This is a genomic window from Isoptericola sp. NPDC056573, assembly GCF_042793335.1.
Lineage (GTDB): Bacteria > Actinomycetota > Actinomycetes > Actinomycetales > Cellulomonadaceae > Isoptericola.
In genome coordinates this window covers 109,805-135,259 of record NZ_JBHTUY010000010.1, presented here as the reverse complement: position 1 = coordinate 135,259, position 25,455 = coordinate 109,805, and the positions used below count along the sequence as shown (strand labels likewise).

Annotated in this window: 26 protein-coding genes and 1 tRNA gene; 16 read left to right on the top strand and 11 right to left on the bottom strand. The window is 75.9% G+C overall.

The window, feature by feature from the left end; translation table 11 throughout:
• Positions 1–38: 38 nt before the first annotated feature.
• Positions 39–641, bottom strand: a complete 603-nt coding sequence (locus ACFQ8E_RS17430; RefSeq protein ID WP_430551829.1) for a GNAT family N-acetyltransferase — start codon at positions 639–641, stop codon at positions 39–41.
• Positions 642–679: 38 nt separating this feature from the next.
• The gene (locus tag ACFQ8E_RS17425; RefSeq protein ID WP_430551828.1) at positions 680–1,864 is read right to left on the bottom strand and encodes an AI-2E family transporter; all 1,185 of its coding nucleotides are present in this window, start codon (positions 1,862–1,864) and stop codon (positions 680–682) included.
• 180 nt (positions 1,865–2,044) lie between these two features.
• On the opposite strand from ACFQ8E_RS17425, the gene ACFQ8E_RS17420 reads away from it, so the two are divergent.
• Positions 2,045–2,905, top strand: coding sequence for a hypothetical protein (locus ACFQ8E_RS17420; protein WP_430551827.1), 861 nt, complete (start codon positions 2,045–2,047; stop codon positions 2,903–2,905).
• A gap of 71 nt (positions 2,906–2,976) precedes the next feature.
• Here ACFQ8E_RS17420 and ACFQ8E_RS17415 read toward each other — a convergent pair.
• Positions 2,977–3,061, bottom strand: a tRNA-Leu gene (locus ACFQ8E_RS17415).
• A gap of 160 nt (positions 3,062–3,221) precedes the next feature.
• On the opposite strand from ACFQ8E_RS17415, the gene ACFQ8E_RS17410 reads away from it, so the two are divergent.
• A complete protein-coding gene (locus ACFQ8E_RS17410) occupies positions 3,222–4,106 on the top strand; it encodes a metal-dependent hydrolase (protein WP_430551826.1) in 885 nt (294 codons plus the stop codon).
• 14 nt (positions 4,107–4,120) lie between these two features.
• Here the strand turns inward: ACFQ8E_RS17410 and ACFQ8E_RS17405 are convergent, their stop codons facing one another.
• On the bottom strand, positions 4,121–5,047 hold the full coding sequence (locus ACFQ8E_RS17405) for an MBL fold metallo-hydrolase (protein WP_430551825.1): 927 nt from the start codon (positions 5,045–5,047) through the stop codon (positions 4,121–4,123).
• A gap of 218 nt (positions 5,048–5,265) precedes the next feature.
• Between ACFQ8E_RS17405 and ACFQ8E_RS17400 the strand changes: the two genes are divergently transcribed.
• A complete protein-coding gene (locus ACFQ8E_RS17400) occupies positions 5,266–6,183 on the top strand; it encodes a serine protein kinase RIO (protein WP_430551824.1) in 918 nt (305 codons plus the stop codon).
• Positions 6,184–6,192: 9 nt separating this feature from the next.
• On the opposite strand, the gene ACFQ8E_RS17395 is transcribed toward ACFQ8E_RS17400, so the two are convergent.
• On the bottom strand, positions 6,193–6,867 hold the full coding sequence (locus ACFQ8E_RS17395; RefSeq protein WP_430551823.1) for a hypothetical protein: 675 nt from the start codon (positions 6,865–6,867) through the stop codon (positions 6,193–6,195).
• 35 nt (positions 6,868–6,902) lie between these two features.
• On the opposite strand from ACFQ8E_RS17395, the gene ACFQ8E_RS17390 reads away from it, so the two are divergent.
• The 3 genes from ACFQ8E_RS17390 to ACFQ8E_RS17380 all read left to right on the top strand — a co-directional run bounded on the left by ACFQ8E_RS17390 (position 6,903) and on the right by ACFQ8E_RS17380 (position 8,482).
• Positions 6,903–7,301, top strand: coding sequence for a hypothetical protein (locus ACFQ8E_RS17390; protein ID WP_430551822.1), 399 nt, complete (start codon positions 6,903–6,905; stop codon positions 7,299–7,301).
• A gap of 72 nt (positions 7,302–7,373) precedes the next feature.
• Entirely contained in the window at positions 7,374–8,021 is a 648-nt protein-coding gene (locus ACFQ8E_RS17385; RefSeq protein ID WP_430551821.1) for an SRPBCC family protein, read from the top strand.
• Positions 8,021–8,482 carry an ArsR/SmtB family transcription factor gene (locus ACFQ8E_RS17380; protein ID WP_430551820.1) on the top strand — a complete coding sequence of 154 codons (462 nt, stop codon included), beginning with the start codon at positions 8,021–8,023 and terminating at the stop codon, positions 8,480–8,482. The genes ACFQ8E_RS17385 and ACFQ8E_RS17380 overlap by 1 nt, the downstream gene beginning before the upstream one ends.
• A gap of 25 nt (positions 8,483–8,507) precedes the next feature.
• On the opposite strand, the gene ACFQ8E_RS17375 is transcribed toward ACFQ8E_RS17380, so the two are convergent.
• From ACFQ8E_RS17375 to ACFQ8E_RS17360, 4 genes are read right to left on the bottom strand one after another with little or no spacing between them, the layout of a single operon-like run.
• Positions 8,508–9,113 (bottom strand): GNAT family N-acetyltransferase, encoded by a 606-nt coding sequence (locus ACFQ8E_RS17375; RefSeq protein ID WP_430551819.1) that lies wholly within the window; start codon positions 9,111–9,113, stop codon positions 8,508–8,510.
• A 49-nt stretch (positions 9,114–9,162) separates the two neighbouring features.
• Complete coding sequence (locus ACFQ8E_RS17370) at positions 9,163–12,993, bottom strand: error-prone DNA polymerase (RefSeq protein ID WP_430551818.1); 3,831 nt, start codon at positions 12,991–12,993, stop codon at positions 9,163–9,165.
• Positions 12,986–14,716: a DNA polymerase Y family protein gene (locus tag ACFQ8E_RS17365; protein ID WP_430551817.1), complete on the bottom strand. Its 1,731-nt coding sequence runs from the start codon at positions 14,714–14,716 to the stop codon at positions 12,986–12,988. The genes ACFQ8E_RS17370 and ACFQ8E_RS17365 overlap by 8 nt, the downstream gene beginning before the upstream one ends.
• On the bottom strand, positions 14,716–15,534 hold the full coding sequence (locus ACFQ8E_RS17360) for a hypothetical protein (protein ID WP_430551816.1): 819 nt from the start codon (positions 15,532–15,534) through the stop codon (positions 14,716–14,718). The genes ACFQ8E_RS17365 and ACFQ8E_RS17360 overlap by 1 nt, the downstream gene beginning before the upstream one ends.
• 281 nt (positions 15,535–15,815) lie before the next feature.
• Here ACFQ8E_RS17360 and ACFQ8E_RS17355 point away from each other — a divergent pair, with 281 nt between their 5' ends.
• Genes ACFQ8E_RS17355 through ACFQ8E_RS17330 form a run of 6 tightly spaced genes read left to right on the top strand, consistent with a single transcriptional unit; the run spans position 15,816 to position 19,136 of the window.
• On the top strand, positions 15,816–16,931 hold the full coding sequence (locus tag ACFQ8E_RS17355; protein WP_430551815.1) for an alcohol dehydrogenase catalytic domain-containing protein: 1,116 nt from the start codon (positions 15,816–15,818) through the stop codon (positions 16,929–16,931).
• Entirely contained in the window at positions 16,928–17,710 is a 783-nt protein-coding gene (gene fabG, locus ACFQ8E_RS17350; protein WP_430551814.1) for a 3-oxoacyl-ACP reductase FabG, read from the top strand. Before ACFQ8E_RS17355 ends, fabG begins: the two co-directional genes overlap by 4 nt.
• The gene (locus ACFQ8E_RS17345; RefSeq protein ID WP_430551813.1) at positions 17,707–18,171 is read left to right on the top strand and encodes a MaoC family dehydratase; all 465 of its coding nucleotides are present in this window, start codon (positions 17,707–17,709) and stop codon (positions 18,169–18,171) included. The genes fabG and ACFQ8E_RS17345 overlap by 4 nt, the downstream gene beginning before the upstream one ends.
• A 58-nt stretch (positions 18,172–18,229) precedes the next feature.
• Positions 18,230–18,430 carry a hypothetical protein gene (locus tag ACFQ8E_RS17340; protein WP_430551812.1) on the top strand — a complete coding sequence of 67 codons (201 nt, stop codon included), beginning with the start codon at positions 18,230–18,232 and terminating at the stop codon, positions 18,428–18,430.
• Complete coding sequence (locus ACFQ8E_RS17335) at positions 18,427–18,654, top strand: hypothetical protein (RefSeq protein ID WP_430551811.1); 228 nt, start codon at positions 18,427–18,429, stop codon at positions 18,652–18,654. Before ACFQ8E_RS17340 ends, ACFQ8E_RS17335 begins: the two co-directional genes overlap by 4 nt.
• Entirely contained in the window at positions 18,651–19,136 is a 486-nt protein-coding gene (locus tag ACFQ8E_RS17330) for a pyridoxamine 5'-phosphate oxidase family protein (RefSeq protein ID WP_430551810.1), read from the top strand. The genes ACFQ8E_RS17335 and ACFQ8E_RS17330 overlap by 4 nt, the downstream gene beginning before the upstream one ends.
• Before the next feature lie 3 nt (positions 19,137–19,139).
• Here the strand turns inward: ACFQ8E_RS17330 and ACFQ8E_RS17325 are convergent, their stop codons facing one another.
• Entirely contained in the window at positions 19,140–20,366 is a 1,227-nt protein-coding gene (locus ACFQ8E_RS17325) for an acetyl-CoA C-acetyltransferase (RefSeq protein ID WP_430551809.1), read from the bottom strand.
• Between the two features lie 65 nt (positions 20,367–20,431).
• Entirely contained in the window at positions 20,432–21,676 is a 1,245-nt protein-coding gene (locus ACFQ8E_RS17320; protein WP_430551808.1) for an acyl-CoA dehydrogenase family protein, read from the bottom strand.
• A gap of 99 nt (positions 21,677–21,775) precedes the next feature.
• Here ACFQ8E_RS17320 and ACFQ8E_RS17315 point away from each other — a divergent pair, with 99 nt between their 5' ends.
• From ACFQ8E_RS17315 to ACFQ8E_RS17300, 4 genes are all read left to right on the top strand, one after another.
• Positions 21,776–22,495, top strand: a complete 720-nt coding sequence (locus tag ACFQ8E_RS17315) for a QsdR family transcriptional regulator (protein ID WP_430551807.1) — start codon at positions 21,776–21,778, stop codon at positions 22,493–22,495.
• A 41-nt stretch (positions 22,496–22,536) separates the two neighbouring features.
• Positions 22,537–22,938, top strand: coding sequence for an acyl-CoA thioesterase (locus tag ACFQ8E_RS17310; RefSeq protein WP_430551806.1), 402 nt, complete (start codon positions 22,537–22,539; stop codon positions 22,936–22,938).
• A gap of 122 nt (positions 22,939–23,060) precedes the next feature.
• Positions 23,061–24,179, top strand: coding sequence for a phosphotransferase family protein (locus ACFQ8E_RS17305; RefSeq protein ID WP_430551805.1), 1,119 nt, complete (start codon positions 23,061–23,063; stop codon positions 24,177–24,179).
• Between the two features lies 1 nt (position 24,180).
• Positions 24,181–25,398: an acyl-CoA dehydrogenase family protein gene (locus tag ACFQ8E_RS17300; RefSeq protein ID WP_430551804.1), complete on the top strand. Its 1,218-nt coding sequence runs from the start codon at positions 24,181–24,183 to the stop codon at positions 25,396–25,398.
• The last annotated feature ends 57 nt before the right edge of the window (positions 25,399–25,455 follow it).

Here is a 25,455-nt window from a genome sequence, read left to right as displayed (position 1 = left end):
CATACGGTCCGGGGACGAGCGCGCCCAAAGCCGACCGGTCAGGCGGCCGACGAGGCCTCCGCGGGCCACGGCTCGTTCGGCTCGCGCGGGTCGCCCGGGACGTACGACGCCACCCAGGAATCCTGCAGCACGCCCCGCTGCGCGCCGAAACGACGGAGCAGCCCCTCGTAGCGGAAGCCGAGCTTCCAGGCGACACGACGCGACGCCCAGTTGCCCACGTTCGCGCGCCAGCGCACGACACCGAGGCCGAGGCCCTCCGGGTCGACGGCCCAGTCGACCACGAGCCGCGCCGCATCGGTGATCAGCCCCCGGCCCCTGGCGTCCGGGGCGCACCAGAAGCCCAGCTCGCCCGCGGGCTGCACGCCCGGCGCGCCCTCCCGCGAGATCCCGACCATCGCCAGCACGGGGGTGTCGGAAGCACCTGGCGCGCGGACCGCCCAGGTGAAGTCCTTCTCCTCGGCCCAGCCGTCGGCGACGAACCTGTCGACGAACCCGACCGCGTCGTCGCGCGTGTACGGCGACGGCACCGTGGTCCACCGCGCGATCGCGGGATCCGCGCAGATGTCGGCGATGCGGTCGACGTCGGCGGAGGTCGGGACGGACAGGCGGACGCGGTCGGTAGCGAGGACGAACGGCTCCATCGGGGCATCGTGGCACGCCGGGCCCGACGGCTTCATCGCTATTTGTCCGGGGTCTCCTCGGATCCCTCGGTGGCCCCGCCTGCCGCGGCGGCGTCCGGCGACGCGAGGATCGGGGCCACGGCGAGCGGCCTGTCGCCCGGCCCGGGCGGCTCGTCGAGCTCGGGGTGCGGCCGGTCGCCCCGCAGCGTCGAGAACACGGTCCACGCGACCGCCATGAGCGGAACCGCGATGATCGCGCCGAGGATCCCGGCCAGCACGGTGCCGGCGGTGACCCCGAGGCCGATGACCAGCGGGTGCAGCGCCACCTGCTTGCCCATGATGAGCGGCTGCAGCACGTGCCCCTCGAGCTGCCCGATGAGCGCGATGCCGATCGTGACGATGAGCGCCGTGACGAACCCGTTGGCCGCGAGCGCGACGACGGCCGCGATGATCATCGCCAGCGGCGCGCCGATCAGCGGGATGAACGCACCGATGAAGACCAGCACGGCCAGGGGGGCCGCGAGCGGCACCCCGAGAATCGTCAGCAGGATGAACGCCAGGACGCCGTCGACGAAGGCGATGATCACGGTGCCGCGCGCGTAGCCGGAGAAGCTGTACCAGCCGGCCCCCGCGGCGGCCTGCCACCGGGTGCGGTGCTCCTCCGGGATCTGGCCCAGGAACCAGCGCCACATCTTGCCGCCCGACGCGACGAAGAAGACCGTGCAGAAGATCGACAGGGCGAAGATGGCGAAGCCCTCGAAGACCGAGCCCGCGCTCTGCGCCGCCTGGCTGACCAGCGAGTCGGCGTTGTCGGCGACCCACTGCCGGCCCTGGTCGATCCACTCGTTGATCTGGTCGCCGGTCACGGACAGCCCGAACGGCCCGCTCTCCACGTACTGGAGGATCTGCTGCACGCCGGTGTCGAACTGGCCGGCGAGGTTCTCCCACTGCCCGGCCACGGAGGCGACGACGTACGTGAGGAGGCCGCCGAGCACGAGGAACGCGCTGAGGATCGCGAGCGCGGTGGCCAGCGGGCGCGGCATGACCTTGGCGTAGAAGTCCGCGACGGGGTTGAGCACCGACGCGAACACCAGCCCGAGGAAGACCGCCACGAAGACGAGCTGCACCTGCACCGTCGCCCAGAACACGAGCGCGACCGCCGCGGTCAGGGCGATGAGCCGCCACGACCAGCCGGCCGACGTCCGCAGCCAGGCCGGGACGTTCTCGCTCGTGCGCTTCGCCACCCGTGCGCTCCTCTCGCCGATCGTCCGTCCAGTCTGCCGCACGGCGCCCGCCCGTCGTGGGAGGACGACGCGTGCCGCACGCCCGGGTGAATTTCTCCCGCCCGACCGGTGGCCCGGTGCGCGAGCGCCGCCGTCGCCGGACCATGGACGCACGTCGCCCGGCGACAGGAGGAGCCCACCATGACCGGGACGTCCCCGCAGCCTCACAGCATCCTCGACCCGTCCGCGCCGTCGGCGCCGACGTCCGCGCCGGTGCCCGCGTACGACGCCGAGACGCTCGCAGCCGTCCTCGCCGTCCTGCCCGACGTCGACGCGGTCGAGCTGAAGCTGACCGTGCCCGGTGCGGACCATCGCCGCGTGCTGGATCGGCTCGGGATCGACGCGCTCGACGCGACGATCCGCCAGGTCGCGTTCCTCGACACGCCCGCGCTCGACCTGTCCGCCGCCGGGCTCGTCGTCCGCGCCCGGCGCACGCAGCGCAAGGCCGGCGACGTCACCGCGAAGGTGCGGCCGATGCTGCCGGCGGACGTCCCCGGCCGCGCGCGGCGGGCCGACGGCTTCAAGGTCGAGGTGGACGCGTCGCCGGCCGGGTTCACCTGCTCGTGCTCGTCCACGCGCCGGCTCCCCGACGACGACGTCCGCGCCCTGCTGGACGACGTCGGTCGCCTGCCCGGCCTGCTCGACCGGACGCAGCTCTCGCTGCTCGAGCCGCGCCTCCCGGCCGGCGTCGGGTTCGACGACCTGCTCGTGCTGGGCCCCGTCACCCTGCTCAAGGCCCGGTTCGCGCCCGCGGGGCTGCCCCGGCCCATGACCGCCGAGCTGTGGTTCCTGCCCGACGGCGACCGCATCCTCGAGCTGTCGGCCAAGGCGGCGCCGGCCGCGGCGTTCCAGGCTGCGGCGGAGACGAAGGTGTTCCTCGCGAGCCAGGGCGTCGACCTCGGTGCGCCCCAGGAGACCAAGACCCGTGCGGCTCTCGCGGCCTACGCCACACGGGTCGGGACCACACGGGTCGGGACCACACGGGTCGGGACGGTGAGATGAGCGCGTGCCCGGGCACGAAAAAGCCCCCGGGTTGTGGACCCCGGGGGCTGGTTCGTCGCTGTCTCAACGAGTGTCCGGAGGGGGACTTGAACCCCCACGCCCGATAAAGGGCACTAGCACCTCAAGCTAGCGCGTCTGCCATTCCGCCACCCGGACGAGTGGACCTCGACAGCGCCTCAGCGCCGTCTCGGTGCGGGGAAAAACATAGCACGGCGAGGGCGGCCTCTCGCAAACCGCGACGCCCGTCCCTGGTCACAGGCTCGCGCGTCGGTGCCGACGTGTAGCGTCCTGCCCGGCCCGGACCAACCGGTCAAGGGTGAGGAACGGGACGACGGCGGCGAACCGGCAGCCGTGGACGGGAGCGCCGCAGGTCATGATGGGTGGGCACCACGCCGCGTCGGGAGCGGCCGCCTGGGTCGCCGTCACGTCGACGGCGCCGTTCGCGTTCGGCTGGCACCCGGTCTCCGAGGTCGGGGTGATGACCGGCGCGCTGGTCTGCGCGGGCGCCGCGCTGCTGCCCGACGCCGATCACCACAGCGGCACCATCGCGCACTCGCTCCCCCCTGTCTCCGAGGGCGTCACCAAGCTCGTCGCGACCGTGTCCGGCGGGCACCGCAACGGCACCCACTCCATCCTCGGCATCGCCGTCTTCACCGCGATCGCGTGGGTGATGGGCATGGTCTCGATCAGCACGGAGACGTTCGGCGAGGTCCTGGTCGGCCCCGGCGTCATGGCCGTCCTGCTCATCGCGTTCGCGCTGCGCGCCTGGAAGGTCACCGGCGGCAAGCGCTGGTGGACCTGGACGCTGTCGCTGCTCCTCGCCGCGTGCGTGGCCGTCTTCGCCCCCGAGGAGTGGAACTGGATGCCGCTCGCCGTCGCCCTCGGCTGCACGGTGCACGTGCTCGGAGACCTCGTCACCACCGCGGGCGTCCCCCTCCTGTGGCCGCTGAAGTTCCGCTCCCCCTACTGGGTCCGGCGCTACCGGGTGCTGCCCTTCGACGACGTGTGGCGCGACGGCGGCAACCTCTCGCTGCCGATCCTCGGCGACGCCGGGTCGTGGCGGGAGTGGCTCGTCATGACGCCGGTCAGCCTCTACGCGGTCGCCGGCGTGGCCTGGGCCGTCCTGGGACAGATGGGTTTCGACACCCAGCCGGTCTGGGAGCAGGTCACGGCCGCCTGGGCCGGCACCTTCGGCGGCTGACCGGCACGCCCGCGTCAGCGCGCCAGCGCGGCACGCAGCCTGCGGTCCTCCTCCGCGGCCCCCGGCAGCGCCAGCCGCGGGTCGTCGACGGCGCGCCCCGCCAGCACCGCGTCGAGGTAGCGGCGGTCGGCGTCGAGGCGGGCCACCGCGTCCGCCGTCGGCGTCCCGTGCCCCGGTACGACGACGGCGCACCGGGCCGCGTACGGCGCGAGCCGGTCCAGCCCGGCGAGGTAGCGCTCGACGTCGCGCACCGCGCTGCCCTCTGTGCTCGCCTCCCTGCTCACCTCCGTGCCCGCCACCGAGCCCGCCACCGAGCTCGCCACAGTGCCGCCGCCCGCGATCTCGTCGAGCGGCAGCGGGAGCTCGACGTCGCTCAGCACGTCCCCCGCCACCAGCACGCGGCTGCGGGGCAACCAGAGCGCGCCGTGCCCGGGGGCATGGCCGTCGTGGACCACGAGCTCGGTGGGCGGCAGGACGCCGTCCGGGTCGGGGACGCCACGCTCGCCCGCCGGGACGGGCGCGACGCGCCCCAGGAGGTCGAGCACCTCGGCCGGGTGCCCGGCTCCCCCGTACCTCCCGGCGTCGGCGCGCGCCTCCGTCAGCAGCCGTGGACGCTCCCGCCGAGCGACCAGCGCCGCTGGCCCCGTCGCCCAGCGCGGCACCTCGAGGCCGAGACGCGGGTGCCACAGGAGGTGGTCGTGGTGGGCGTGCGTCGAGTACCCGGCGACGAGCCGGCCGCCCCGGGCGCTCGTCTCGTCGGCGACCGCCACGAGCTCGTCGGCCTCCCACGCCGGGTCGACCAGGAGCGCCGCGCGACCGTCGTCGACGGCGCCGCCCCCGGGAGCGAGCACCAGGGTGGTCGTGGTGCGCAGCCGCCGGGCGGTGCGGACCAGGACGTCCTCGACGCCCGGGACACCCGCCACGACCGGTACGAACCCCATCCCCGCACCCTACGGACGAAAAAGACGTGGACCGCCGCGGGCGGCCCCTGCCATGCTCCCCGCAGGCGGCACGCGATCGGCGCGGGCCCGCACGTGAAGGAGGGCAGACCGATGGACGACGTCGTCTCGCGCGCCCTCCCGGAGGCTCTCCGGCGGGCGGACACCACCCGATCCTGAGGGGCCGCGCCCGAGCTCCTCGACCTGAGCAGGAGTCTCGCGTGCACCAGCACACCCCCTCGACCTTCCCCTTCTCCCCCGCCTCATCCCCCGGTTCCTTCGAGGCAGACCTCGGCGTCGAGCTCCCCGTGGAGCCCGGCCCCGACCAGCGGTGGTCCACCTGGACCGCCGTCACCAAGGGCCAACGCGGCCCCGAGCCCCGTCCCGACTGGGTCGTCACCGCCGACGCCGCGCTCGACACCGAGCTCGGCGTGCTCAAGACCGGCAAGGAGGCGGACGTCTTCCTCGTCGAGCGCGCTGTGCCCGACGACCCGACCCGTCGCAGCTTGCTGGCCGCCAAGCGGTACCGCGGTCGCGACCACCGCCAGTTCCACCGGGACGGCGAGTACACCGACGGGCGGCGCGTGCGCCGCACCCGCGACCAGCGCGCCATCGAGGACCGCAAGTCCTCGTGGGGCAAGGCCGTCGCCGCGACCCAGTGGGCGGACGCCGAGTTCCTCGCCCTGTCCCGCCTGTGGGACGCCGGCGCCCCCGTGCCCTACCCCGTGCAGATCGACGGCACCGAGCTGCTGCTCGAGTTCGTCGGCCGGGAGTCGGCGGACGGCACGGTCGAGGCCGCACCGCGCCTCGCCCGCACCCGCCCCGACCCGTCGCTCCTCGCCGACTGGTTCGAGCAGCTGCGGCACGGGATGGGCGTCATCGCACGGCTCGGGTGGGCGCACGGCGACCTGTCGCCGTACAACATCCTGGTCGACGGCACCGGCGAGGACGGCACGCCGGAAGACGGCGGCCGCCTCGTGATCATCGACCTGCCCCAGGTCGTGGACCTCGTGGCGAACCCGTTCGGCGCGGAACTGCTGCACCGCGACTGCCGGAACGTGTGCACGTGGTTCGCGTCCCGCGGCCTCGACGCGGACCCGGACGTGCTGTTCGCCGATGTCTTCGCCCAGGCCTGGTGACGGCGCCCGTCAGCCGCCCGCGTCGACGGAGTTGTCCGGAGCGCCGTCGCCGGGCGGCAGGTCGCCGCGCTCCACGGTGCCGGGATCCACGGCGCCGGGATCCACGGGCGTGCCCTCGACGAGCGCGGCGAGCTCGCCGCCCGTCGGCACGTGGACGTTCCCGGCCGCCTCGCGCAGCGCCTCGTGGTCGGCGGAGCTCCCGGAGACCCGCACGAGTACGCCGTCGCGCACGACGGCGTACTCCTCCGCGTCCCCGGCCGTCCTGCGGAGCGCCCCGTCCTCCTCGACGCACGTCACGGGCCCGCCGACCTCGCCCCCGCCGACGTCCATGACCGCGACGGTCGCGCAGTCGTCCGCGATCATCGCTCCCTCGACGGCCGAGAACATGAACGTGTGCCCGGCCCGGCCGCCGAACTGGACGGAGAAGCCGTCGGCGCCGAAGACCCCGGCGGCGGACGGCACCGCCTCGAACCCGACGGCCGTCGTCGTCAGCACGTACTGCGGGGCGGCACCCCAGAGCTCGGCCGCCTCGGCGACCTGCTCGCCGGTCGCGGGGGCGTCCGAGACGCCGGACGACGACGGCCCGGAATCCCCGGCCGGGTCGGCGCACCCGCTCACGGACAGGCCCACGGCCAGCAGGGCGACGACGGCGGGCGCCAGGGCTCGCGCGTGACGGCGGCTCATGGGCGCCGATCATGCCACGGGGCTACCGTGATCGGATGGCGGATCCGACGGGCTCGTACGACGGCGAGGCGCTCGCCTCCTTCCTCGCGGACCTGGGCCTGGTCCTCGGCGCGGAGGACCTCGAGGCGGTCACCGACCGCTACGACCTGCCCGCCCTCCTCGTCGACCAGGAGGGCTCGACCGTCCTCACGTCCCCCGAGGACGTGCTCGGCCTGTGGAGGCAGCGCCCGGCCGCCCCGCGGGCACGCGAGGCCGTCGCGGCGCTGCCCGAGCTCGTGGCCGTCGAGGAGGTCGGCTGGGCCCTGCTGTGGATCGAGGTCCGCTGGTCGTACCGGGACGAGCTCGCCGCCGAGATCGCCGACGAGAGGTGCCGCTACCTCCTGCGGCGCGGACGCGGGACCTTCGAGATCTGCGTCGTCGCTCCCCTGGACTGACGCCGTCCGCCTCTTCCCCCGGGCGGCGGCACATGGTTATATATAAGTGTCCGCTTATATCAAGGAGTCGCCATGACCATCACCATCGACCCGGTCGCCACCGCGGGGCTCGTGGCGCGGGAGATCCGCACCGGCGAGCGGGACGGCACGCCCACGAAGATCGCCGTCGCCCGCCGCGCCTACGCCACGGACCGTGACGACCTGTGGGACGCCGTCACCTCCGCCGCACGCATCCCCCGCTGGTTCCTCCCCGTCAGCGGCGACCTGACCGTCGGCGGGCGCTACCAGCTCGAGGGGAACGCCGGAGGCATCGTCGAGCGCTGCGACGCCCCCGCGAGCTTCGCCGTCACCTGGGAGTTCGGCGGCTCCGTCTCGTGGCTGACCGTCGCCCTGACGGACGACGGCGACAGCACCGTCCTCGAGCTCGTGCACGAGGCCGTCGTCCCCCAGGAGCTCTGGGACCAGTACGGCCCGGGCGCCACCGGCGTCGGCTGGGACCTCGGCCTCGTCGGGCTGGGGCTGCACGTCGCGGACCCGACCGGCGCGATCGACCCGAAGGCCGCGGAGGCCTGGTCGCTCTCGCCCGAGGGCGTCGCGTTCTCCCGGCTCGCCGCCGCGGGCTGGGCCGACGCCGCGATCGCCGACGGGGACGACCCGGACGCCGCCCGCGCGGCGGCCGAGCGCACGGTCGCCTTCTACACCACGGTGCCGGAGGCCTGATGCCGCGCGCCGCGGCGTCGGCGGGGGCAGCCCCCGAGGCCCTGGGGGTCGCACGGCCCGCGCCGCGCGGCCCCGTCGAAGCCCTGCCGCGGGGTCCGTTCGAGGCTCTGGGCGACCCCGTGCGGCGGCGCCTGCTCGAGCTGCTCGCCGGCGGCGAGCGACCCGCGGGCGCGCTCGTCGACGCCCTGCGCGCGGAGACCCGCATCTCGCAGCCGGCCGTCTCGCAGCACCTGCGGGTGCTGCGGGACGCGCGTCTCGTCACCGTCCGGGCCGAGGGCGCGCGCCGTCTCTACGCCGTCGACGACGCCGGGCTCGACGTCGTGCGCCTGTGGCTGGCGCGCTTCGGCGACCCGTTCGCCCAGCCGCTCGACGCCCTCGAGACCGAGGTCGCCCGCGGCCGGCGGGCCCGACGCCGCGCCACGAGCCCCCGCGAGGAGGACGCCGCGGACAGGACGGGCTGAGCCGGGCCGTCCACGACCCGGTCGGTCAAGGGAGCAGCTCCCGGCGCATGACCCACCGCGGCAGGCGGCCGCTCGTCGCGGACGTGTCGCCGACCCGGTCGAAGCCCACGGACTCGAACAGGCCCACCGTGCCCACGAACGCCGCGCCGACCGGGACGCGGCGCCCCGGCTCGGGCTCCACCGGGAACCCCTGGACGGCGTGCGCCCCGTGGTCGCGGGCGTAGTCCACGGACGCGGCCAGGAGGGCTCGGGCGACGCCGCGGCGGCGGTACCCGGGCCGGACGACGAAGCACATCACGGCCCACGTCGTCGGCCACTCGGCGGGGTCGACGCGAGGCAGCACCCGGCTGTGCTGGAGCGACGACGACGCGGACACCGGCGCGAGGCCCACCCATCCCACGACCGTCTCGTCGCCACGTCCCGGGTCGGGGAGGAGCGCGAGGAGCCCGGGTGCCGGGGTCCGGCCGGTCAGGTCGCGCAGGTGGTCGCGACGCCCGTCGGCGGGCAGCCCGCGCGGCTGGCGCCAGTGCAGGCACCAGCACGCCTGCGGCCGGCCGCGCGGGTTGAGCATCGTCACCACGTCGTCGAACCGGTCCGCCCCGGCCGGAGCGACCCGGAGCCCGGAGATCATGCCCGCCAGGCTAGGCACCGGACCGGCCCGCCGCCCGCGGGGCGTGTGGTCACCGGAAGTCCCGCGACCGGGTCGCCACGGGCAGCCGCAGCGGCGCGAGGTGCTCCGCGAGCAGGTTGACCGCCCCGTCGGCACTCTCCACCCGGCCCCGGACCACCATCGCGGGGGCGCCGCGCGCCACGGTCCGGAAGCGGCGCCACAGCCCCGCCGTGCAGATGACGTTGAGCAGCCCCGTCTCGTCCTCGAGCGACAGGAACGTCACGCCGCCCGCCGTGCCCGGGCGCTGCCGGTGCGTCACGACGCCGCCCACCGCCACCCGCCGGCCGGGCTCCGTGGCGCACACCCCGGCGACGGTGAGCACCCCCGCCCGCTCCAGCCCGTCACGCACGTGCTCCAGCGGCGACGTCGAGCCGGGCGTGATGCCCGTGGCCCAGGCGTCGGCGACGTCCGTCTCGACCGGGGTCATGCCCGGCAGTGTCGGGGCGTCGACCCCCACGGACACTCCCGGCAACGTGCCCGGCCCCTCCTGGCCGAGCGCCCCGGCCGCCCACAGCGCCTCCCGACGTCCGGCGCCGAGGCCCTCCGTGGCCCCGGCGGTCGCGAGCGCCTCCAGCTGGGCGGTGCTGAGCCCGACCCGGCGGGCCAGGTCGCGCAGGTCGCGGAACGGGCCCCGCTCCTCCCGCTCCGCGACCATCTGCTCGGCCAGGTCGTCCCCGATGCTCCGCACCGCCGACAACCCCAGCCGGACGGCCAGCGCCGGGTCGGGCGCCGGCCCGAAATCGTCATGCTCGGAAGGCGGGGACGGCGGTTCCGCCCGCGAGAGCCGAGGGAGCGAAGCGACCGAATCATTCTCGCGGGCGGAGCCGTCGTCCCCGCCTTCCGCCGAACGCTCCACGCAGGCCAGCGCGCGGGAGGCGTTGACGTCCGGGCGCAGCACCTGCACCCCGTGCCGGCGCGCGTCGGCGGCCAGCGACTGCGGCGAGTAGAACCCCATGGGCTGCGCGGCCAGGAGGCCGGCGTAGAACGCGGCGGGATGGTGCACCTTGAGCCAGGAGCTCGCGTACACGAGGTAGGCGAACGAGTAGGCGTGCGACTCGGGGAACCCGAAGTCGGCGAACGCCTTGAGCTTGTCGTAGATCTCCTCGCGCACGGCGGGGTCGTCCACCCCCTTCGCCCGCATCCCCTCCATGAGGCGCCCGCGCAGGGCCTCCATCCGCTCGACCGACCGCTTGGAGCCCATCGCCCGGCGCAGCCGGTCGGACTCGGCAGGGGTGAAGCCGGCCACGTCGATCGCCATCTGCATGAGCTGCTCCTGGAACAGCGGCACCCCCTTGGTCTTGCCGAGGGAGCTCTCCAGCAGCGGGTGCAGGTACGTCACCTTCTCCCTGCCCCGCGCCCGCTCGATGTACGGGTGCACGGAGCCGCCCTGGATGGGACCGGGCCGGATGAGCGCGACCTCGATGACGATGTCGTAGAACGTCCGCGGCTGCAGGCGCGGCAGGGTGGCCATCTGGGCGCGCGACTCCACCTGGAACACCCCGACCGTGTCGGCGGCGCACAGCAGGTCGTAGACCGCCGGGTCGTCGTCGGGCAGGCCGTGCAGCGTGAGCCGCTCGCCGGTGTGCGCCTCGATCGAGTCGAACGCGTACCGGATGGCGGTGAGCATCCCCAGACCCAGCAGGTCGAACTTCACCAGCCCGGCGTCCGCACAGTCCTCCTTGTCCCACTGCAGCACCGTGCGCCCCTCCATCCGCGCCCACTCCACGGGGCAGACCTCGATCACCGGGCGGTCGCACATGACCATCCCGCCGGAGTGGATACCCAGGTGGCGCGGCAGGCGCAGCATGCGCTCGGCCAGGTCGAGCACCGGGCCGGGGATCTGCCCCTCCTCCTGCGCCGACGGGGGGCGCTGCGCGGGCACGACGTCGTGGGCGTCGTCGGCGCGGCGCACCTCGCCCTCGTCCGTCGCGAGCGGGTCCACGACCCGCCGGCGGCCCTCGTCGCCGTCGGGCCGGGGGCCCTGCCGGTGGCCGAGCGTCGGCGACCAGTCGCGGCGGCCGCGCCCCGGCTGGTGACCCGCGTGCGGGCGGTCGGCGCGGCCCCCGCCCTGTCCTCCCTGTCCTCTCTGTCCTCCCTGTCCTCTCTGTCCTCTCTGTTCGAGCTGTCCGTCCGGGAGCGTCTCCGCCGGCCCCCACAGCGCGGCCACGCGCGCGTCCTTGGCCGCCGTCCGGTTCTCCGGTGCGCCCGCCGCCGCCCGCGCGGCCCCGGCCGCGGCGTCGGCCGCCGGGCTGGCCGGGTCCGGCCCGCGCAGCGACCCCCAGCGCTCGATGGACTTGCTCCAGGCGTCCTGCTGCCCGACGTCGTAGCCGAGCGCGCGGGCCGCGTCGCGCACGGCCGATCGCGGCCGGTAGGAGATGACGTTCGCGACCTGCGCCGCGTGCGTGCGCCCGAACGTCGCGTAGACGTGCTGGATGACCTCCTCGCGGCGCCCGGACTCGATGTCGATGTCGATGTCCGGCGGGCCGTCGCGCTCGGGCGCGAGGAAGCGCTCGAACAGCAGGCCGTGCTTCACGGCGTCGACCGCGGTGATGCCGAGCGCGTAGCAGACCGCCGAGTTGGCGGCGCTCCCGCGCCCCTGGCACAGGATGCCCTCCCGGCGGCAGAACTCCACGAGGTCGTAGACGACGAGGAAGTACCCGGGGAAGGTCAGCTCCTCGATGACGCGCAGCTCGTGGTCGATCTGCGCCCAGGCGCGCTCGTCGCCGGGGACGCCGGGGGCGGGGCGCGGCCCGTACCGGTCGGTGGCGCCCCGCCGCACCAGCTCGCGCAGCCAGCTGGCCTCGTCGTGCCCGTCCGGCACCGGGTAGGGGGGCAGGTCCGGCGCCACCAGGCGCAGGTCGAAGGCGCACTCCGCCGCGAGCCCCGCCGCCGTGGAGACGGCCCGCGGGTGGCGCCGGTGCAGCGCCCGCATCTCGGCGGCCGAGCGCAGGTGTGCGACCGGGGCACCGGGCAGCCAGCCGTCCAGGCCGTCCAGCGAGGAGCGCGCCCGCACGGCGGCGAGCGCGCCCGCCAGGTCGGCGTCGCGCGGGCGGGCGTAGTGCGCGTTCGCGGTCGCGACGACCGGCAGGCGCGCGTCGTGGGCCAGGCCGACGAGCGCGTCGTGCAGGTCGGCGTCCCGCGGGTCCCCGGTCGCGGTCAGCTCGACGGCCACGTTGTCGCGGCCGAACGTGGCGACCAGCAGGTCGAGCTCGCGCCGCGCCGCGTCGACGCCGCCCGCGGGGGCGGTGAGCGCGCGTCGGACGGCCCCCTTGCGGCACCCGGTGAGCACGAGCCACTCGCCGCTGGCCTCGGCCCCGAGGCCCTCGAGGTCGTACCGGGCCTTGCCCTTGACCCCCGCGTCCAGGTGGGCGGTCGCGATCGCGCGGGACAGGTTGCGGTAGCCCTGGTCGCCGCGCGCCAGCACCAGCAGGTGGGTGGCGCGCGGGTCGGGGACGCCGGTGGGCGGGTCGAGCACCGGCCGGCTCCCGGCCGTGCCCAGCGCCGCGCCGGGGGTCACGGGAGCCGGCAGGTGCAGCTCGGCCCCGAAGACCGTGGGCAGCCCCACCTTCCGCGCGGCCTCCGCGAAGCGCACCACCCCGTACAGCCCGTCGTGGTCGGTCAGGGCCAGCGCCTCCAGCCCGAGGCGCGCGCCCTCGGCCGCCAGCTCCTCCGGGTGGGACGCGCCGTCGAGGAAGCTGAACGCCGAGTGGGCGTGCAGCTCGGCGTACCCGCCGGTCGTCCGCCCAGTCGTCGCCCTCTGCTGACCGAGACTGCGGTTCCGCTCCTGGCGCGCACCTCGTCCCTCGGCCCCCACCCTCCGCTGCACCTCCGCCTCAGTCATAGAACGCCTCCACCTGCCACACGCCGCCGGTCTGCGCCAGCAGCAGCGCCCGCCCGTCGTCGAGCACCGCCTGCAGGTAGACGCGGCGCGCGCCCCCGCCCCCGGACCACCAGCGCTCGGCGAGCGGCCAGGGACCCGCCCATCCCGTCACCGCGACCGGCCCCCTGCTCCCGCCCGTGTCCCCGCACGCGACGGCGGCGGGCTCGCCGCTCATCGCGAGCCGGGCGTCCACGACGACGTCGTGCCCCGCGGCGTCGAGCACCCGAGCGGGCACCGGGTCGTCCGGCAGCCCGGCGGGCGCGGGGCTGGGCAGGGCGCCCGGCCAGGGCAGCCCGGGGTCGCGACCCGCGCCCCCCTCCGTGCCGAAGGGCACGAGCCGCACCCGGTCGCGGGGCCCGCGGCCGCCCTGCAGCTCCACCGTGAGCACGGCGTGCCCGCCGAGCAGGCCCTGCACCCGCCCGAGCGCCCGCCGGGCACGTTCCCCCTCGCCCGCGTCCGCGCCCCACAGGCCCGGCTGGTGGGTGGTCGCCGGGACGACGTCCTCCGCCGCCAGCGCCAGGTGCGCGATCGGCGCGACGATCGGGTCGGCCTCACCCCCGCGCCGGGTGGACGCCGCGGTCAACCAGCCCTCGAGCTGCCACCGCACGCGGTCCGTGATCCGCGCCGCGCTCATCCCGCCGGCCGCGGCGTCGTCCGTGCGCCACACGCGCTCCAGCACGGCGCCCTCGCCGTCCCCGCCCACGGCTCCGCCGACGTCGTCCCCGCCGAGGTCGACGCCCGCCGTGCGCGCGGTGATCCGCAGCCGCCCGCAGGCCAGCCCGCGCACGGCGAGCAGGTCGTGCAGCGCGGTGGCCAGGCGGCGCGCGGCGAAGGTCGCGACGTCGACCCGCAGCGCGGGCGGGTCGAGCTCCTCCGCGACGGCCAGGTCCTCCTCGATGCGACGCCGCGCCGGCGGGCGCAGGTCGTCGCCGCGGGCCAGCCGCTGCGCCCAGGCGCCGAGGTCGCCGAACCGCGCCTGCACGCTCGCGGCGGGCAGGGCCGCCAGGTCGCCGAGGGTGCGCAGGCCGAGCCGCCACCACAGCCCGGCCGCCTCCCGGACGGCGGCCACCCCGGCCGGGTCGCAGACGGCGTGCACCAGCTCCCCCACCGGGCGGTCCGAGAGGAACGCCGCGGACCCTCCCGGGGGCACGACGGCGTCCTCGCGGGCGGCGAGCACCGCCGCGAGCAGCCCGTCGGCGACGCCCACCTGGCTCTCGTGCCCGGTGCGCGCGGCGACGGCGCCCACCAGGGCCTGCGCCAGCGCGAGCTCGGAGCCGTGGTAGCGCGCCGCCCCGCCCGCCGGCAGCAGGAGCAGCCCCGGGCGGGCCACCTCCAGGCCCGCCACCACCGTCTCGGCCGTGAGCGCCACCGGCTCGAACTCCCGCGCGTCGCGGGCGTCGTCGGCCGCCAGCAGCGCCACCTCGGGGCACCGCTCCTGCGCCTGCCGACGCCGCATCCCGCGCCGCACCCCCTGGGCGCGGGCGACGGCGGAGACGGCCACGACGGTGTGCCCCGCACCCGCCCCGCCGCCCGACCGGGCGCCGAGCACCGCCGCGGGGACGTGCGCGTCCAGGCCGGCGCCCGCCAGCGCCGCCACCACCGGCCAGTCCGGGACCCACAGCACGGCCGTCCGCGAGGTCGCCCCGGCCGGGGCCGCCCCGGACGAGGCCTTCCCGCCCGCCATCACGCCACCCGCAGCCGAGCCGGCGCTGCGGGGTCGTGCGCACCGGCGAGCACGCCGGCGCCCGGTGCCGTGCCCACCGCGTCGGGGCCGCCGACCACGCGCTCCACCCGCAGCGGCACGTCCACCTCGACCTCGACGGGCCGGGCGGCGGCCCCGCGACCGGTGCGCCGCACGCGCAGGGTGCGGCGGCGCAGCCAGCCCGCCCCGTGGTCGACGCCGGACCAGGTGCCGCCCCGCGCGTCGAGGGTGACGTGCGCGCCGGGCCACGCCGCCTGCGCCACCAGCACCGCGCCCCGCTCCCGGGCGCGCGCGGCCAGGCGGCGCCGGTCGGAGTCGAGCAGGGCGGCGCCCGGGCCGACGACCACCACGTCCATCCCGTCGAGCAGCGCGGCGAGGGCCGCCGGCGCGTCCTGGCCCGGGGCGGGGACGAGCACGGTCCGCCCGAGCGCGACCCCGGCGTCCGCGGCGGCCAGCATCCCGACGCCCGGCGCCCCGACGAGCGCGACCCACGCCCCGGACCGCGACGCCTCGGCCAGCAGCGCGAGCAGGAGCGTCGTCGAGCCGCGGACGGCGAGCACCGTGCCCGCGGCCAGCCCGCCGTCGGGCAGGAGGGCCGACAACCCCGGGTGCACCGGCAGCAGGCGGCCGCCCGGCACCGTCGCGCGGCCGCCGCCGAGGCGCTCGCCGGTGCGGGGGGCGGCGCGGGGAGAGGTGCGCTGCTCCGCCGCCCGCAGCGCGGCCCGCGCGACGGCGGCCCGGTCGACCGGGCGGTCGGACAGCGGCTGGGCCGCGGTACGCGGCGGGGCGACGACCGTCACGCGACCTCCCCCCGAGCTGCGCCGGGCGATGCCCGGCGGACCACGACCAGCGACGACCAGCAAACGACCGCCCGACGACGGCACGACCGCGATCACCATGTTCGAACATCTGTTCGAACACTGCCAGTAGACGTCGCGGCGGCGGCCGCTGTCAACCGCGCAGGTCGGCCGCACGGACTCCCCGCTCGTGTACGCTGCTCCCGACATACCGCGTAGTCGGTATGTCGGGAGGACGGGCGCCCGGGAGCAGACTGGGGCCCTCATCGACGAGGAGGTCGACCGTGCAGATCGTGGGCGCCGTGCTGGACCGCACCGGAGCACCCCCGCCGTACGCCTCCTCCGGAGCGCTGCGCACCAGCACGCTCGACCTCGACCCGCCCGGGCCGGGCGAGCTCCTGGTCCGCATCGAGGCCGCGGGGCTGTGCCACTCCGACCTGAGCGTCGTGGACGGCAGCCGCGAGCGCCCCGTCCCCATGCTCCTCGGCCACGAGGCCGCCGGGATCGTGGAGGCGGTCGGCGAGGGCGTCGAGGACGTCGCCCCGGGCCGCCGCGTCGTCCTGACGTTCCTGCCGCGGTGCGGGAGCTGCGCCGCCTGCGCCACCGACGGCCGGCTGCCCTGCACGGTCGGCAGCGCCGCCAACGCCGCCGGCACCCTGGTGGGCGGCGCGGTGCGGCTGCGCCGCGGCTCCGCCCCCGTCCACCACCACCTGGGCGTCAGCGCCTTCGCCACCCACGCCGTCGTGCACCGCACCTCCGTGGTCCCGGTGGACGACGACGTGCCCGCCGACGTCGCCGCCCTGCTGGGCTGCGCGGTCCTCACCGGCGGCGGCGCCGTGATCAACGCCGGCCGCCCGGCTCCCGGCGACCGCGTGGCCGTCGTCGGGCTCGGCGGGGTGGGGATGGCCGCGCTGCTCGTCGCGCTCGCCCTGGGGCACGAGGTGCTCGGCGTCGACCCGGTGCCCGCCAAGCTCGAGCTGGCGCGCGGCTTCGGCGCCGCGGCCGCCACGCCTGCCATGGCTCTCGACGACGGCGCACGGGCGCCCGTCGTCGTCGAGGCCGCCGGGTCGGCGCGCGCGTTCGAGACCGCGCTGGCGCTCACCGCGCCCGGCGGCACCACCGTGACGGCCGGGCTGCCCGGCCCCGACGCCCGCGCGTCCGTCGCGCCGCTGACCCTGACGGCCGAGGCCCGCACGGTCGTGGGCTCCTACCTCGGGTCGTCCGTGCCGAGCCGCGACGTCCCGCGGTACGTCGACCTCTGGCGGGCGGGCCGCCTGCCGCTCGAATCACTCGTCTCGGCCCGCATCGGGCTCGAGGACCTGCCGGCCGCCCTGGACCGGCTCGCCGCCGGCGCCGAGCTGCGCCAGCTCATCACCTTCGACGAGAGGATCACCGCATGACCGCCACCGCCGACTCCACCTCGCGCGCCACCCCGCGCGTCGCCGTCGTCACCGGGGCCGCCCGCGGCATCGGGGCCGCGACCGCCCGCCGCCTGGCCGCCGACGGCCACGCCGTCGCCGTCCTCGACCTCCTGGAGGAGCAGGCCGCCGCGACCGCCGCCGACATCGTCGCCGGCGGCGGGCGCGCCATCGGCCTCGGCGTGGACGTCGCCGACGCCGCGGCCGTCGAGGCCGCCGTCGCGCGCGTGACGGACGATCTCGGCGCGCCGACGATCCTGGTGAACAACGCCGGGATCCTGCGCGACAACCTGCTGTTCAAGATGTCCGAGGACGACTGGGACGCCGTGCTGCGCGTGCACCTGCGCGGCGCGTTCGTCGCGACGCGGGCCGTGCAGGCGCACATGGTCGCCGCGGGCTGGGGCCGCGTCGTCAACCTGTCCAGCACGTCCGCGCTCGGCAACCGCGGCCAGGCGAACTACTCCGCCGCCAAGGCGGGCATGCAGGGGTTCACCAAGACGCTCGCGATCGAGCTGGGCAAGTTCGGCGTCACCGCCAACGCCGTGGCGCCCGGCGTCATCGCCACCGACATGATCGCCGAGACCGCCGAGCGCATCGGCATGACGCCCGAGGAGTTCCACGCCGCGGCGGCCAAGGACGTGCCGGTCGGCCGCGTGGGCCGGCCGGAGGACATCGCCGCCGCCGTGGCGTTCTTCTGCTCCGAGGAGGCGTCGTTCGTCTCGGGCCAGGTGCTCTACGTCGCCGGCGGGCCGAAGGCGTGACCGCGGCCATCCAGGTCTCCTCCCCCGCCGCGCTGGCCGACGCCGTCGGGCAGCGGGCCACGGGCGAGTGGTTCACGATCGCGCAGGAGCGCATCGACGCGTTCGCGGACGCCACCGAGGACCTCCAGTGGATCCACGTCGACCCGTGGCGCGCCGCCGACGGCCCGTTCGGCACGACGATCGCGCACGGGTTCCTCACCCTGTCGCTGCTGCCCCGGCTGGCGTCGTCGCTGGTCGAGGTGGGCGGCGTCGCGATGGCGATGAACTACGGCCTGGACAAGGTGCGCTTCCTGCATCCCGTGCCCGTCGGCTCGCGCGTCCGCGCGACGACGGAGCTCACCGGCGCCGAGACCGTCGCCCAGGGCGTGCGGCTGGCCTCGACCGTCACCGTCGAGATCGAGGGGGTCGACAAGCCGGCGCTCGTCGCGCAGACGCTGGCGCTGTACGTCCCCGAGGTGTGAGCACCTGTCCTGCCCGGCCAGAGCGGTCGGGCAGGACGCGCGGGGTCATCCTCACGGTATGACCACGCCGGTGGAGATGACGACGATCAAGGTGCCGACCGCGGTGCGCGACCGACTCAGGGCGCGCGCGGAGGCGCAGCACATGACCCGGGGCGAGGCGCTCGAACGGCATCTCGACGAGGCGGGCGACGAGAACATCCAGGCCTACATCACCGACGCCATGGACTCCTGGGGCGAGGCTCTGGAACGACTCGCGTGACGAGGCACGTCACCCTGACCGACGCCCTCGCCGTCGTCGACCGCAACGCCCGGCTCGTGCGCGACCTCGACCTCCTGGACCCCGTGTGCCAGAGGCCGAGGGCACGCATGGACTCGGCCAACCGGCTGCACCCGCTGCACGACGGGAACGAGCGCCTGTCACTGATCCTCGTGCACGTCCACTACGCCATGAACGGGCGCCGGTCGGGCAGGATGCTGCCATGACGACGAACCCGCAGGTCGCCCCCGGTCCCCGCCCGCGCGACCAGCGCCGGGCCGACACCCTGGCGATCCTCCGGACCCCGGCGCGGGACGTGTGGGTCGCCACCGCCTCGGTGTCCCCCGACGGCACGCCCGTGCCCTACCTGATCCCGCTCTCCCTGGCGTGGGTCGACGACCGGGTCGTCCTCGCGCTCGAGGCGACGTCGCGGACGGGCCGCAACCTGCTCGCCACCGGCACCGCGCGCCTCTCGCTCGGAGCGACGCGCGACGTCGTCATGATCGACGCCGTCCTCGAGCGCTCGGTGCGGGTCGCGGAGGCGCCGCCGGAGCTCGCCGAGGGCTACGCCGCGCAGGCGGACTGGGACCCGCGCCCGGGCGGCGAGCACGACGTCTACCTCGTGCTGCTCCCGCGGCGCGTCCAGGCCTGGCGCGAGGTGGACGAGCTGGCCGGCCGCACCCTCATGCGCGACGGCGAGTGGCTCTGAGCGCTACCCGACCCGCTCCAGCACCATCGCCATGCCCTGCCCGCCGCCGACGCACATGGTCTCCAGCCCGTAGCGGCCGCCCGACACCTCGAGCCCGTTGATGAGCGTCGACGTGATGCGGGCGCCGGTCATGCCGAACGGGTGCCCGACGGCGATGGCGCCGCCGTGGACGTTGAGCCGCTCGTCCTCGATGCCCAGCTCGAGGGCCGACGCGATGACCTGCGCGGCGAACGCCTCGTTGATCTCGACGAGGTCCATGTCGTCGATCCCGAGGCCCGCGCGGGCGAGCGCCTGGCGGCTCGCCCCGACCGGCCCCAGGCCCATGATCTCGGGCGACAGGCCCGTGACACCGGTCGACACGATGCGCGCCAGCGGCGTCAGGCCGAGCTCGTCGACGACGCGGCCGGAGACCACGACGACGGCCGCGGCGCCGTCGTTGAGCGGGCACGCGTTGCCCGCGGTGACCGTGCCGTCGGGGCGGAACACCGGGTCGAGGGTCGCGAGCCTCTCGACCGTCGTGCCCGGGCGCGGGCCGTCGTCCGCGGACACCACCGTGCCGTCGTCGAGCGTGACGGGCGTGATGTCCCGCGCCCAGAAGCCGTCGGCGATCGCCGCCTCGGCGCGCTGCTGGCTGCGCGCCGCGAACTCGTCCTGGTCGCGGCGCGAGATGCCGCGCAGGTCCGCGACGTTCTCCGCCGTCTGCCCCATCGCGACGTACGCGTCCGGCAGGGCCCCGTCGGCGCGCGGGTCGGTCCAGGTCCCGGCGCCGCCGACGGCGCGCTTCGCCGTGCGCTCCAGCGCGCCGGCGAAGCGGGGGTTGGTGAGGTCGACGCCGGGGATCTCGTCGCTCGACCCGACGGCCATGCCGCTCACGGACTCGACGCCCGCGGACACGAAGACGTCGCCCTCCCCCGCCCTGATGGCGTGGAACGCCATGCGCGTGGTCTGCAGGCTGGAGGAGCAGTAGCGGGTCACGGTGGTGCCGGGCACCGAGTCCCAGCCGTTCAGCACGGCCACGACGCGGGCCATGTTCATCCCCTGCCGGCCGCCGGGCAGCCCGCAGCCCAGCAGCAGGTCGTCGATGCGCGCCGGGTCGAGCCCGGGCACCTGCTCGACGGCCGCGGCCACCATCCGCGCGGCGAGGTCGTCGGCGCGGACGTCCTTGAGCGAGCCCTTGTGCGCGCGGCCGATCGGCGAGCGCGCGGTGGCGACGATGTACGCCTCGGTCATGTCGTGTCTCCTTGGGGTCGGTGCGGTCGGTGCGGCTCGGTGGTGCGAGGGGGCGGGCGGGCCGCTCAGACGAACGCCGCGTGGCCGGTGATCTCGCGGCCCACGATGAGGTTGTTCATGTCCCGGGTGCCCTCGAACGTGTACACGGCCTCCGCGTCGGCGAAGTACCGCGCGACGCCGGTGTCGAGGGTGATGCCGTTGCCGCCGCAGGCCTCGCGGCACAGCGCGACGGTCTCGCGCATGCGGGTGGTGACGAAGGACTTGGCCATCGCGGCGTGCGCGTCGCGCTGGGTCCCGGCGTCCTGCAGCTGGGCCACGCGCACGCACATGGCGAAGCTCGCGGTGACGTTCGCGTACGCCGTGGCGAGCTTGTCCTGGATCAGCTGGTAGCTGGCGATCGGGTGGCCGAACTGCTCGCGCTGCCTCGTGTAGGCCACGGCCGCCTCGTAGGCGCCGACCATGGTGCCGAGCGCCTGCCAGGACACGCCGTCGCGGGTCACGCGCAGCACCTGCGCGACGTCGCGGAAGCGGTCGATGCGCTGCAGCCGGTCGGCCTCGGCGACCTCGACGCCGTCGAGCACGATGTCCGCGTTCTGCACGATGCGCAGCGACTGCTTGCGCTCGATCTTGGTGGCGGTGAAGCCCGGCGTCCCCTTCCGGACGAGGAAGCCCTTGACCTGGTCGTCGGCGGTGTCCTTGGCCCAGACCACGACGACGTCGGCGAAGGTCGCGTTGCCGATCCAGCGCTTGGCGCCGTGCAGCGTCCAGGTGTCGCCGTGGCGGGTGGCGGTGGTGCGCAGCCCCTTGGCCGTGTCGGAGCCGGAGAGCGGCTCGGTGAGGCCGAAGGCGCCGATGACGTCGCCGCTCGCCATCGGGGGCAGCCACTGCGCGCGCTGCTCGGGCGAGCCGCCGAGGCCGATCGCGCTCATCGCGAGCCCGGAGGACACGCCGATGAAGGTGCAGAACGAGGAGTCCACCCGGGCGAGCTCCATGCCGATCCAGCCGCGGAACACGGCCGAGCTCTCGAACGGCGCGCACTCGGGCCACGCCGCCCCCACCGTGCCCAGCTCGGCGAACGGCTTGAAGAGGTGGACGGGGCACTCCGCGCGCTCCCAGTAGTCGTCCGCGAGGGGCCGCACCTCGCGCTCCATGAACTCGCGCACGGCGAGGACCGCCTCCTGCTCCCGGGGGGTGAGCAGGTCCTGGAAGCCGTAGAAGTCGGCGTCGAGCACCGCGGGGCCGGTGGTCGGGCCGGTGGGGGTGCCGGTGGTCGTGCCGGCGGTCGTGGGGACCGGGGAGGTGAACGTCATCGTTGCTCCGATCGTCGTCGAACGTGGCCAGTGTGCACCCCCGTGCATCATTTTCCAAGATGTTGCACGAATCCCGAGCCGCGACACTAGGCTGCGGTCATGCCGGACAGCGCCACGAGCACCCCGACCGCCATTCACGACGACGGTCACGACGACGGGCACGACGGCGCGCCGATCGCGACCGTCGGCCTCGAGGCCGCGCCCACGCCGCTGTCCCTGCGCCTGGCGCCCGGCGCCCACGCCGACGCACGGCGCGCGTTCGACCTCGCGCGCGAGACGTTCGTCGCGGGCCGGCGCCTCGACATGGGCCCCCTGTCCACGAGCCTCGGCGTCGACCGGACGTCCGTGTTCCGGTGGGTCGGCAACCGCGACGCGCTGCTCACCGAGGTGCTGTGGTCCCTCGCCGTCCCGACGCTGGTCCAGGCCGACCGCGCGACGGCGTCCGAGCGCGGGGCGGAGCGGGTCGCCGACCTCCTCACGCACTTCGCGGGCGACCTCATCGCCGCCCCCTACTTCCGGGACTTCCTCGCCCGCGAGCCCGCGCGCGCCCTGCGGCTGCTCACCACCAAGGCCAGCCCCATCCAGCACCGTTTCCTCGCGACCTGCGAGTGGCTGGTGCGCACCCATCTCGGCGACTCGCCGTTCGACGGCGACGGCGGGGGCGGGAGCGGCATCGACCCGGCGTCGCTCGCCTACCTGCTGGTCCGGGTCTCCGAGTCGTTCACCTATGCCGACCTCATCACGGGCGAGACGCCCGAGGCGGGCCGCGCCGCCGTCGCGTTCCGGCACCTGCTGCGGGTGCCGTCGACCCCCGCCTGACCCTCCCGCCGAACCTGTCCCCTGCGACCTCAGGAGCACCGATGCCCCGCGCCCGCCACCCGTTCCCGCTGCGGTGGAACGACAACGACCAGTACGGCCACGTCAACAACACCGTCTACTACGCCGCGATGGACACCGCCGTGAACGCGTGGATGATCGCCCACGGCGGGCTGGACCCGCGCGGCGACGTGATCGGCCTGTGCGTCGCGTCGTCGTGCGAGTTCCGCGCCCCGGCGTCGTACCCCGAGGAGCTGGAGGTCGGGATCGGCGTGGAGCGCCTGGGGCGCACCAGCCTCACGTGGGACCTGCACGTGCTCCGGGCCGGCGGCGACGAACCGATCGCCGTCGGCCGGTTCACGCACGTGTTCGTCGACGAGCCGTCCCGGCGGCCGGTGCCCGTGCCGGACGGCGTCCGGCGGGCGGTCGCCATGCTCCAGGACTGACCGGCGACCGACCGGAACAGCCCCCGCGCGCACCCGGGACGACCTGGTCGCACCACATACCGACTGCGCGGTATGCTCGCTCGAGCCCCGGGACGATCCGGGTCGACGGAAGGTGGTCATCGATGACCGACGTGCCCGGACTGGACACCGCAGGGCTGCGGGCGTGGCTGGAGCGGGAGCACACCGAGCTCGCCGGCGGAGAGCTCACCGCGAGCGTGATCGCCGGCGGCCGCAGCAACCTCACGTACCGGGTCGACGGGGCCCGCCTGCCGCTCGTCGTGCGGCGCCCGCCGCTGGGGCACGTGCTGTCCACCGCGCACGACATGCGCCGCGAGCACCGGGTCGTCACCGCGCTCGCGGACGGCCCCGTCCCGGTGCCGCGCACCGTGGACGTCGTGGACGACACCGCCCGGGGTGAGGTCACCGGCACGGTCTTCTTCGTCATGGAGCACGTGGCCGGCACGGTGCTGTCCCGGCCGGGGCAGAACTCCGCGTTCACGGCGGGCGGCCTGCACGCGCTCGGGCTCGAGCTCGCCGAGGTGCTCGCCGACCTGCACGCCGTGGACCCGGCCGCCGTCGGGCTCGCGGACTTCGGCAGGCCCGACGGCTACCTCGGCCGGCAGCTCGCCACCTGGCGGCGCCAGTACGACGCCTCCCGCAGCCGCCCCCAGCCCCGGCTGGACGCCCTGCAGGACCGGCTCGCGGCGAGCGTCCCCGACTCCGGCGGGCGGGCCGGCATCGTGCACGGCGACTACCGCCTCGACAACGCGATCGTCGCCGGGCCGCCCGACGCCCCCCGCGTCGCCGCCGTCCTCGACTGGGAGATGGCCACGCTCGGCGATCCCCTCGTCGACCTGGGCATGCTCGGCCTGTACTGGGACATCCGCGGCCTCACCGCGCGCGACGGGTCCGACGGAGGGTCGGACGACGGAGGGTCGGACGACGGCGCGCTGAGCGCCGTCGTCCCCGGCGCCGGCTACCCGGAGTTCGCCGCGCTCGTCGACGCCTACGCCGCGCGGTCGGGCACCGCGCCGCCGGACCTGTCCTGGTACCGCGCGTTCGCCGCGTACAAGCTCGCGGTGATCCTCGAGGGCATCCACTACCGCTACCGGGCGGGCGAGACCGTCGGCGAGGGCTTCGACCAGATCGGCGCCCTCGTGGACCCGCTGGCCCTGGACGGGCTGGCGCACGCGCCCACGACACCGGCGCCCGCACCGGCCACGCCGGCGAGGAGGGCCTGACATGGACTTCGCCCCCGACGCCCGCACCGCCGAGCTCACCGACCGGGTCCGCGCGTTCCTCGACGAGCGGGTGCTGCCCGCGGAACCGGTGCTCGACGCGCAGCTCGCGGCCGCCCCGGACGACTGGTCGCCGCCGCCGGTGGTGCGTGAGCTGCGGGCCGCCGCGCGCGAGCAGGGCCTGTGGAACCTGTTCCTTCCCGGGGACGGGCCCGCGGGGGAACGCGGCGCGGGTCTCACGAACCTGCAGTACGCGCCCCTCGCCGAGCTCACCGGCTGGAGCCCCCGGCTGGCCCCGGCCGCGTTCAACTGCGCCGCGCCCGACACCGGCAACATGGAGCTGCTCGCCCACTTCGGCACGCCCGACCAGCAGCGCGAGTGGCTCGACCCGCTGCTCGACGCACGCCTCCGGTCGGCCTTCTGCATGACCGAGCCGGGGGTGGCCTCGAGCGACGCGTCGCAGATCGGCACCCGCATCCGCCGCGACGGCGACGAGCTCGTGGTCAGCGGCCGCAAGTGGTGGTCCACGGGCGCGATGAACCCGGGCGCCGCGCTGCTCGTCGTCATGGGCAAGACGGACCCGGACGCGCCCCGGCACCGGCAGCAGTCGATGGTGCTCGTGCCGCGCGACGCGCCCGGCGTGCGGATCGTGCGGCCCCTGACCGTGTTCGGCTACGACGACCGCGACCACGGCGGCCACGCCGAGATCGCCTTCGACGACGTCCGTGTGCCCGCCGCGAACCTGCTGGGCGGCGAGGGCGACGGGTTCGCGATGGCGCAGGCACGCCTCGGGCCCGGCCGCATCCACCACTGCATGCGCGCCCTCGGCATGGCCGAGCGGGCGCTGGCGCTCGCCGGGCAACGGGCGCGCGAGCGCTCCACGTTCGGCCGCCCGCTCGCCGAGCAGGGGGTGGTCCGGGAGTGGGTCGCCACCTCTCGGGTGGAGATCGAGGCGCTGCGCCTGCTCGTGCTCAAGACCGCCTGGCTCATGGACACCGTCGGCAACCGGCAGGCCATGCGCGAGATCCAGGCCATCAAGATCGCCGTGCCGCGCGCGGTCCAGGCGGTCCTCGACCGCGCGATGCAGCTCTTCGGCGCCGCCGGGCTGTCCGGCGACCAGCCGCTCGCCGAGATGTTCGCCGCGGCCCGCGCCCTGCGGCTCGCCGACGGCCCCGACGAGGTGCACCTCGGCTCCCTCGGTCGGGCCGAGCTGCGGCCCTGAACCGCCCGAGACCTGAACGACCTCCGTCCCACGATCAACGACGACGAAAGGACCGGA

Coding starts and splice junctions, on each gene's coding strand:
- ACFQ8E_RS17430 (WP_430551829.1), bottom strand. CDS start 641: ATGGAGCCGTTCGTCCTCGCTACCGACCGCGTCCGCCTGTCCGTCCCG.
- ACFQ8E_RS17420 (WP_430551827.1), top strand. CDS start 2,045: ATGACCGGGACGTCCCCGCAGCCTCACAGCATCCTCGACCCGTCCGCG.
- ACFQ8E_RS17405 (WP_430551825.1), bottom strand. CDS start 5,047: ATGGGGTTCGTACCGGTCGTGGCGGGTGTCCCGGGCGTCGAGGACGTC.
- ACFQ8E_RS17395 (WP_430551823.1), bottom strand. CDS start 6,867: ATGAGCCGCCGTCACGCGCGAGCCCTGGCGCCCGCCGTCGTCGCCCTG.
- ACFQ8E_RS17390 (WP_430551822.1), top strand. CDS start 6,903: ATGGCGGATCCGACGGGCTCGTACGACGGCGAGGCGCTCGCCTCCTTC.
- ACFQ8E_RS17385 (WP_430551821.1), top strand. CDS start 7,374: ATGACCATCACCATCGACCCGGTCGCCACCGCGGGGCTCGTGGCGCGG.
- ACFQ8E_RS17380 (WP_430551820.1), top strand. CDS start 8,021: ATGCCGCGCGCCGCGGCGTCGGCGGGGGCAGCCCCCGAGGCCCTGGGG.
- ACFQ8E_RS17375 (WP_430551819.1), bottom strand. CDS start 9,113: ATGATCTCCGGGCTCCGGGTCGCTCCGGCCGGGGCGGACCGGTTCGAC.
- ACFQ8E_RS17370 (WP_430551818.1), bottom strand. CDS start 12,993: ATGACTGAGGCGGAGGTGCAGCGGAGGGTGGGGGCCGAGGGACGAGGT.
- ACFQ8E_RS17365 (WP_430551817.1), bottom strand. CDS start 14,716: ATGGCGGGCGGGAAGGCCTCGTCCGGGGCGGCCCCGGCCGGGGCGACC.
- fabG (WP_430551814.1), top strand. CDS start 16,928: ATGACCGCCACCGCCGACTCCACCTCGCGCGCCACCCCGCGCGTCGCC.
- ACFQ8E_RS17340 (WP_430551812.1), top strand. CDS start 18,230: ATGACCACGCCGGTGGAGATGACGACGATCAAGGTGCCGACCGCGGTG.
- ACFQ8E_RS17330 (WP_430551810.1), top strand. CDS start 18,651: ATGACGACGAACCCGCAGGTCGCCCCCGGTCCCCGCCCGCGCGACCAG.
- ACFQ8E_RS17325 (WP_430551809.1), bottom strand. CDS start 20,366: ATGACCGAGGCGTACATCGTCGCCACCGCGCGCTCGCCGATCGGCCGC.
- ACFQ8E_RS17320 (WP_430551808.1), bottom strand. CDS start 21,676: ATGACGTTCACCTCCCCGGTCCCCACGACCGCCGGCACGACCACCGGC.
- ACFQ8E_RS17315 (WP_430551807.1), top strand. CDS start 21,776: ATGCCGGACAGCGCCACGAGCACCCCGACCGCCATTCACGACGACGGT.
- ACFQ8E_RS17310 (WP_430551806.1), top strand. CDS start 22,537: ATGCCCCGCGCCCGCCACCCGTTCCCGCTGCGGTGGAACGACAACGAC.
- ACFQ8E_RS17305 (WP_430551805.1), top strand. CDS start 23,061: ATGACCGACGTGCCCGGACTGGACACCGCAGGGCTGCGGGCGTGGCTG.
- ACFQ8E_RS17300 (WP_430551804.1), top strand. CDS start 24,181: ATGGACTTCGCCCCCGACGCCCGCACCGCCGAGCTCACCGACCGGGTC.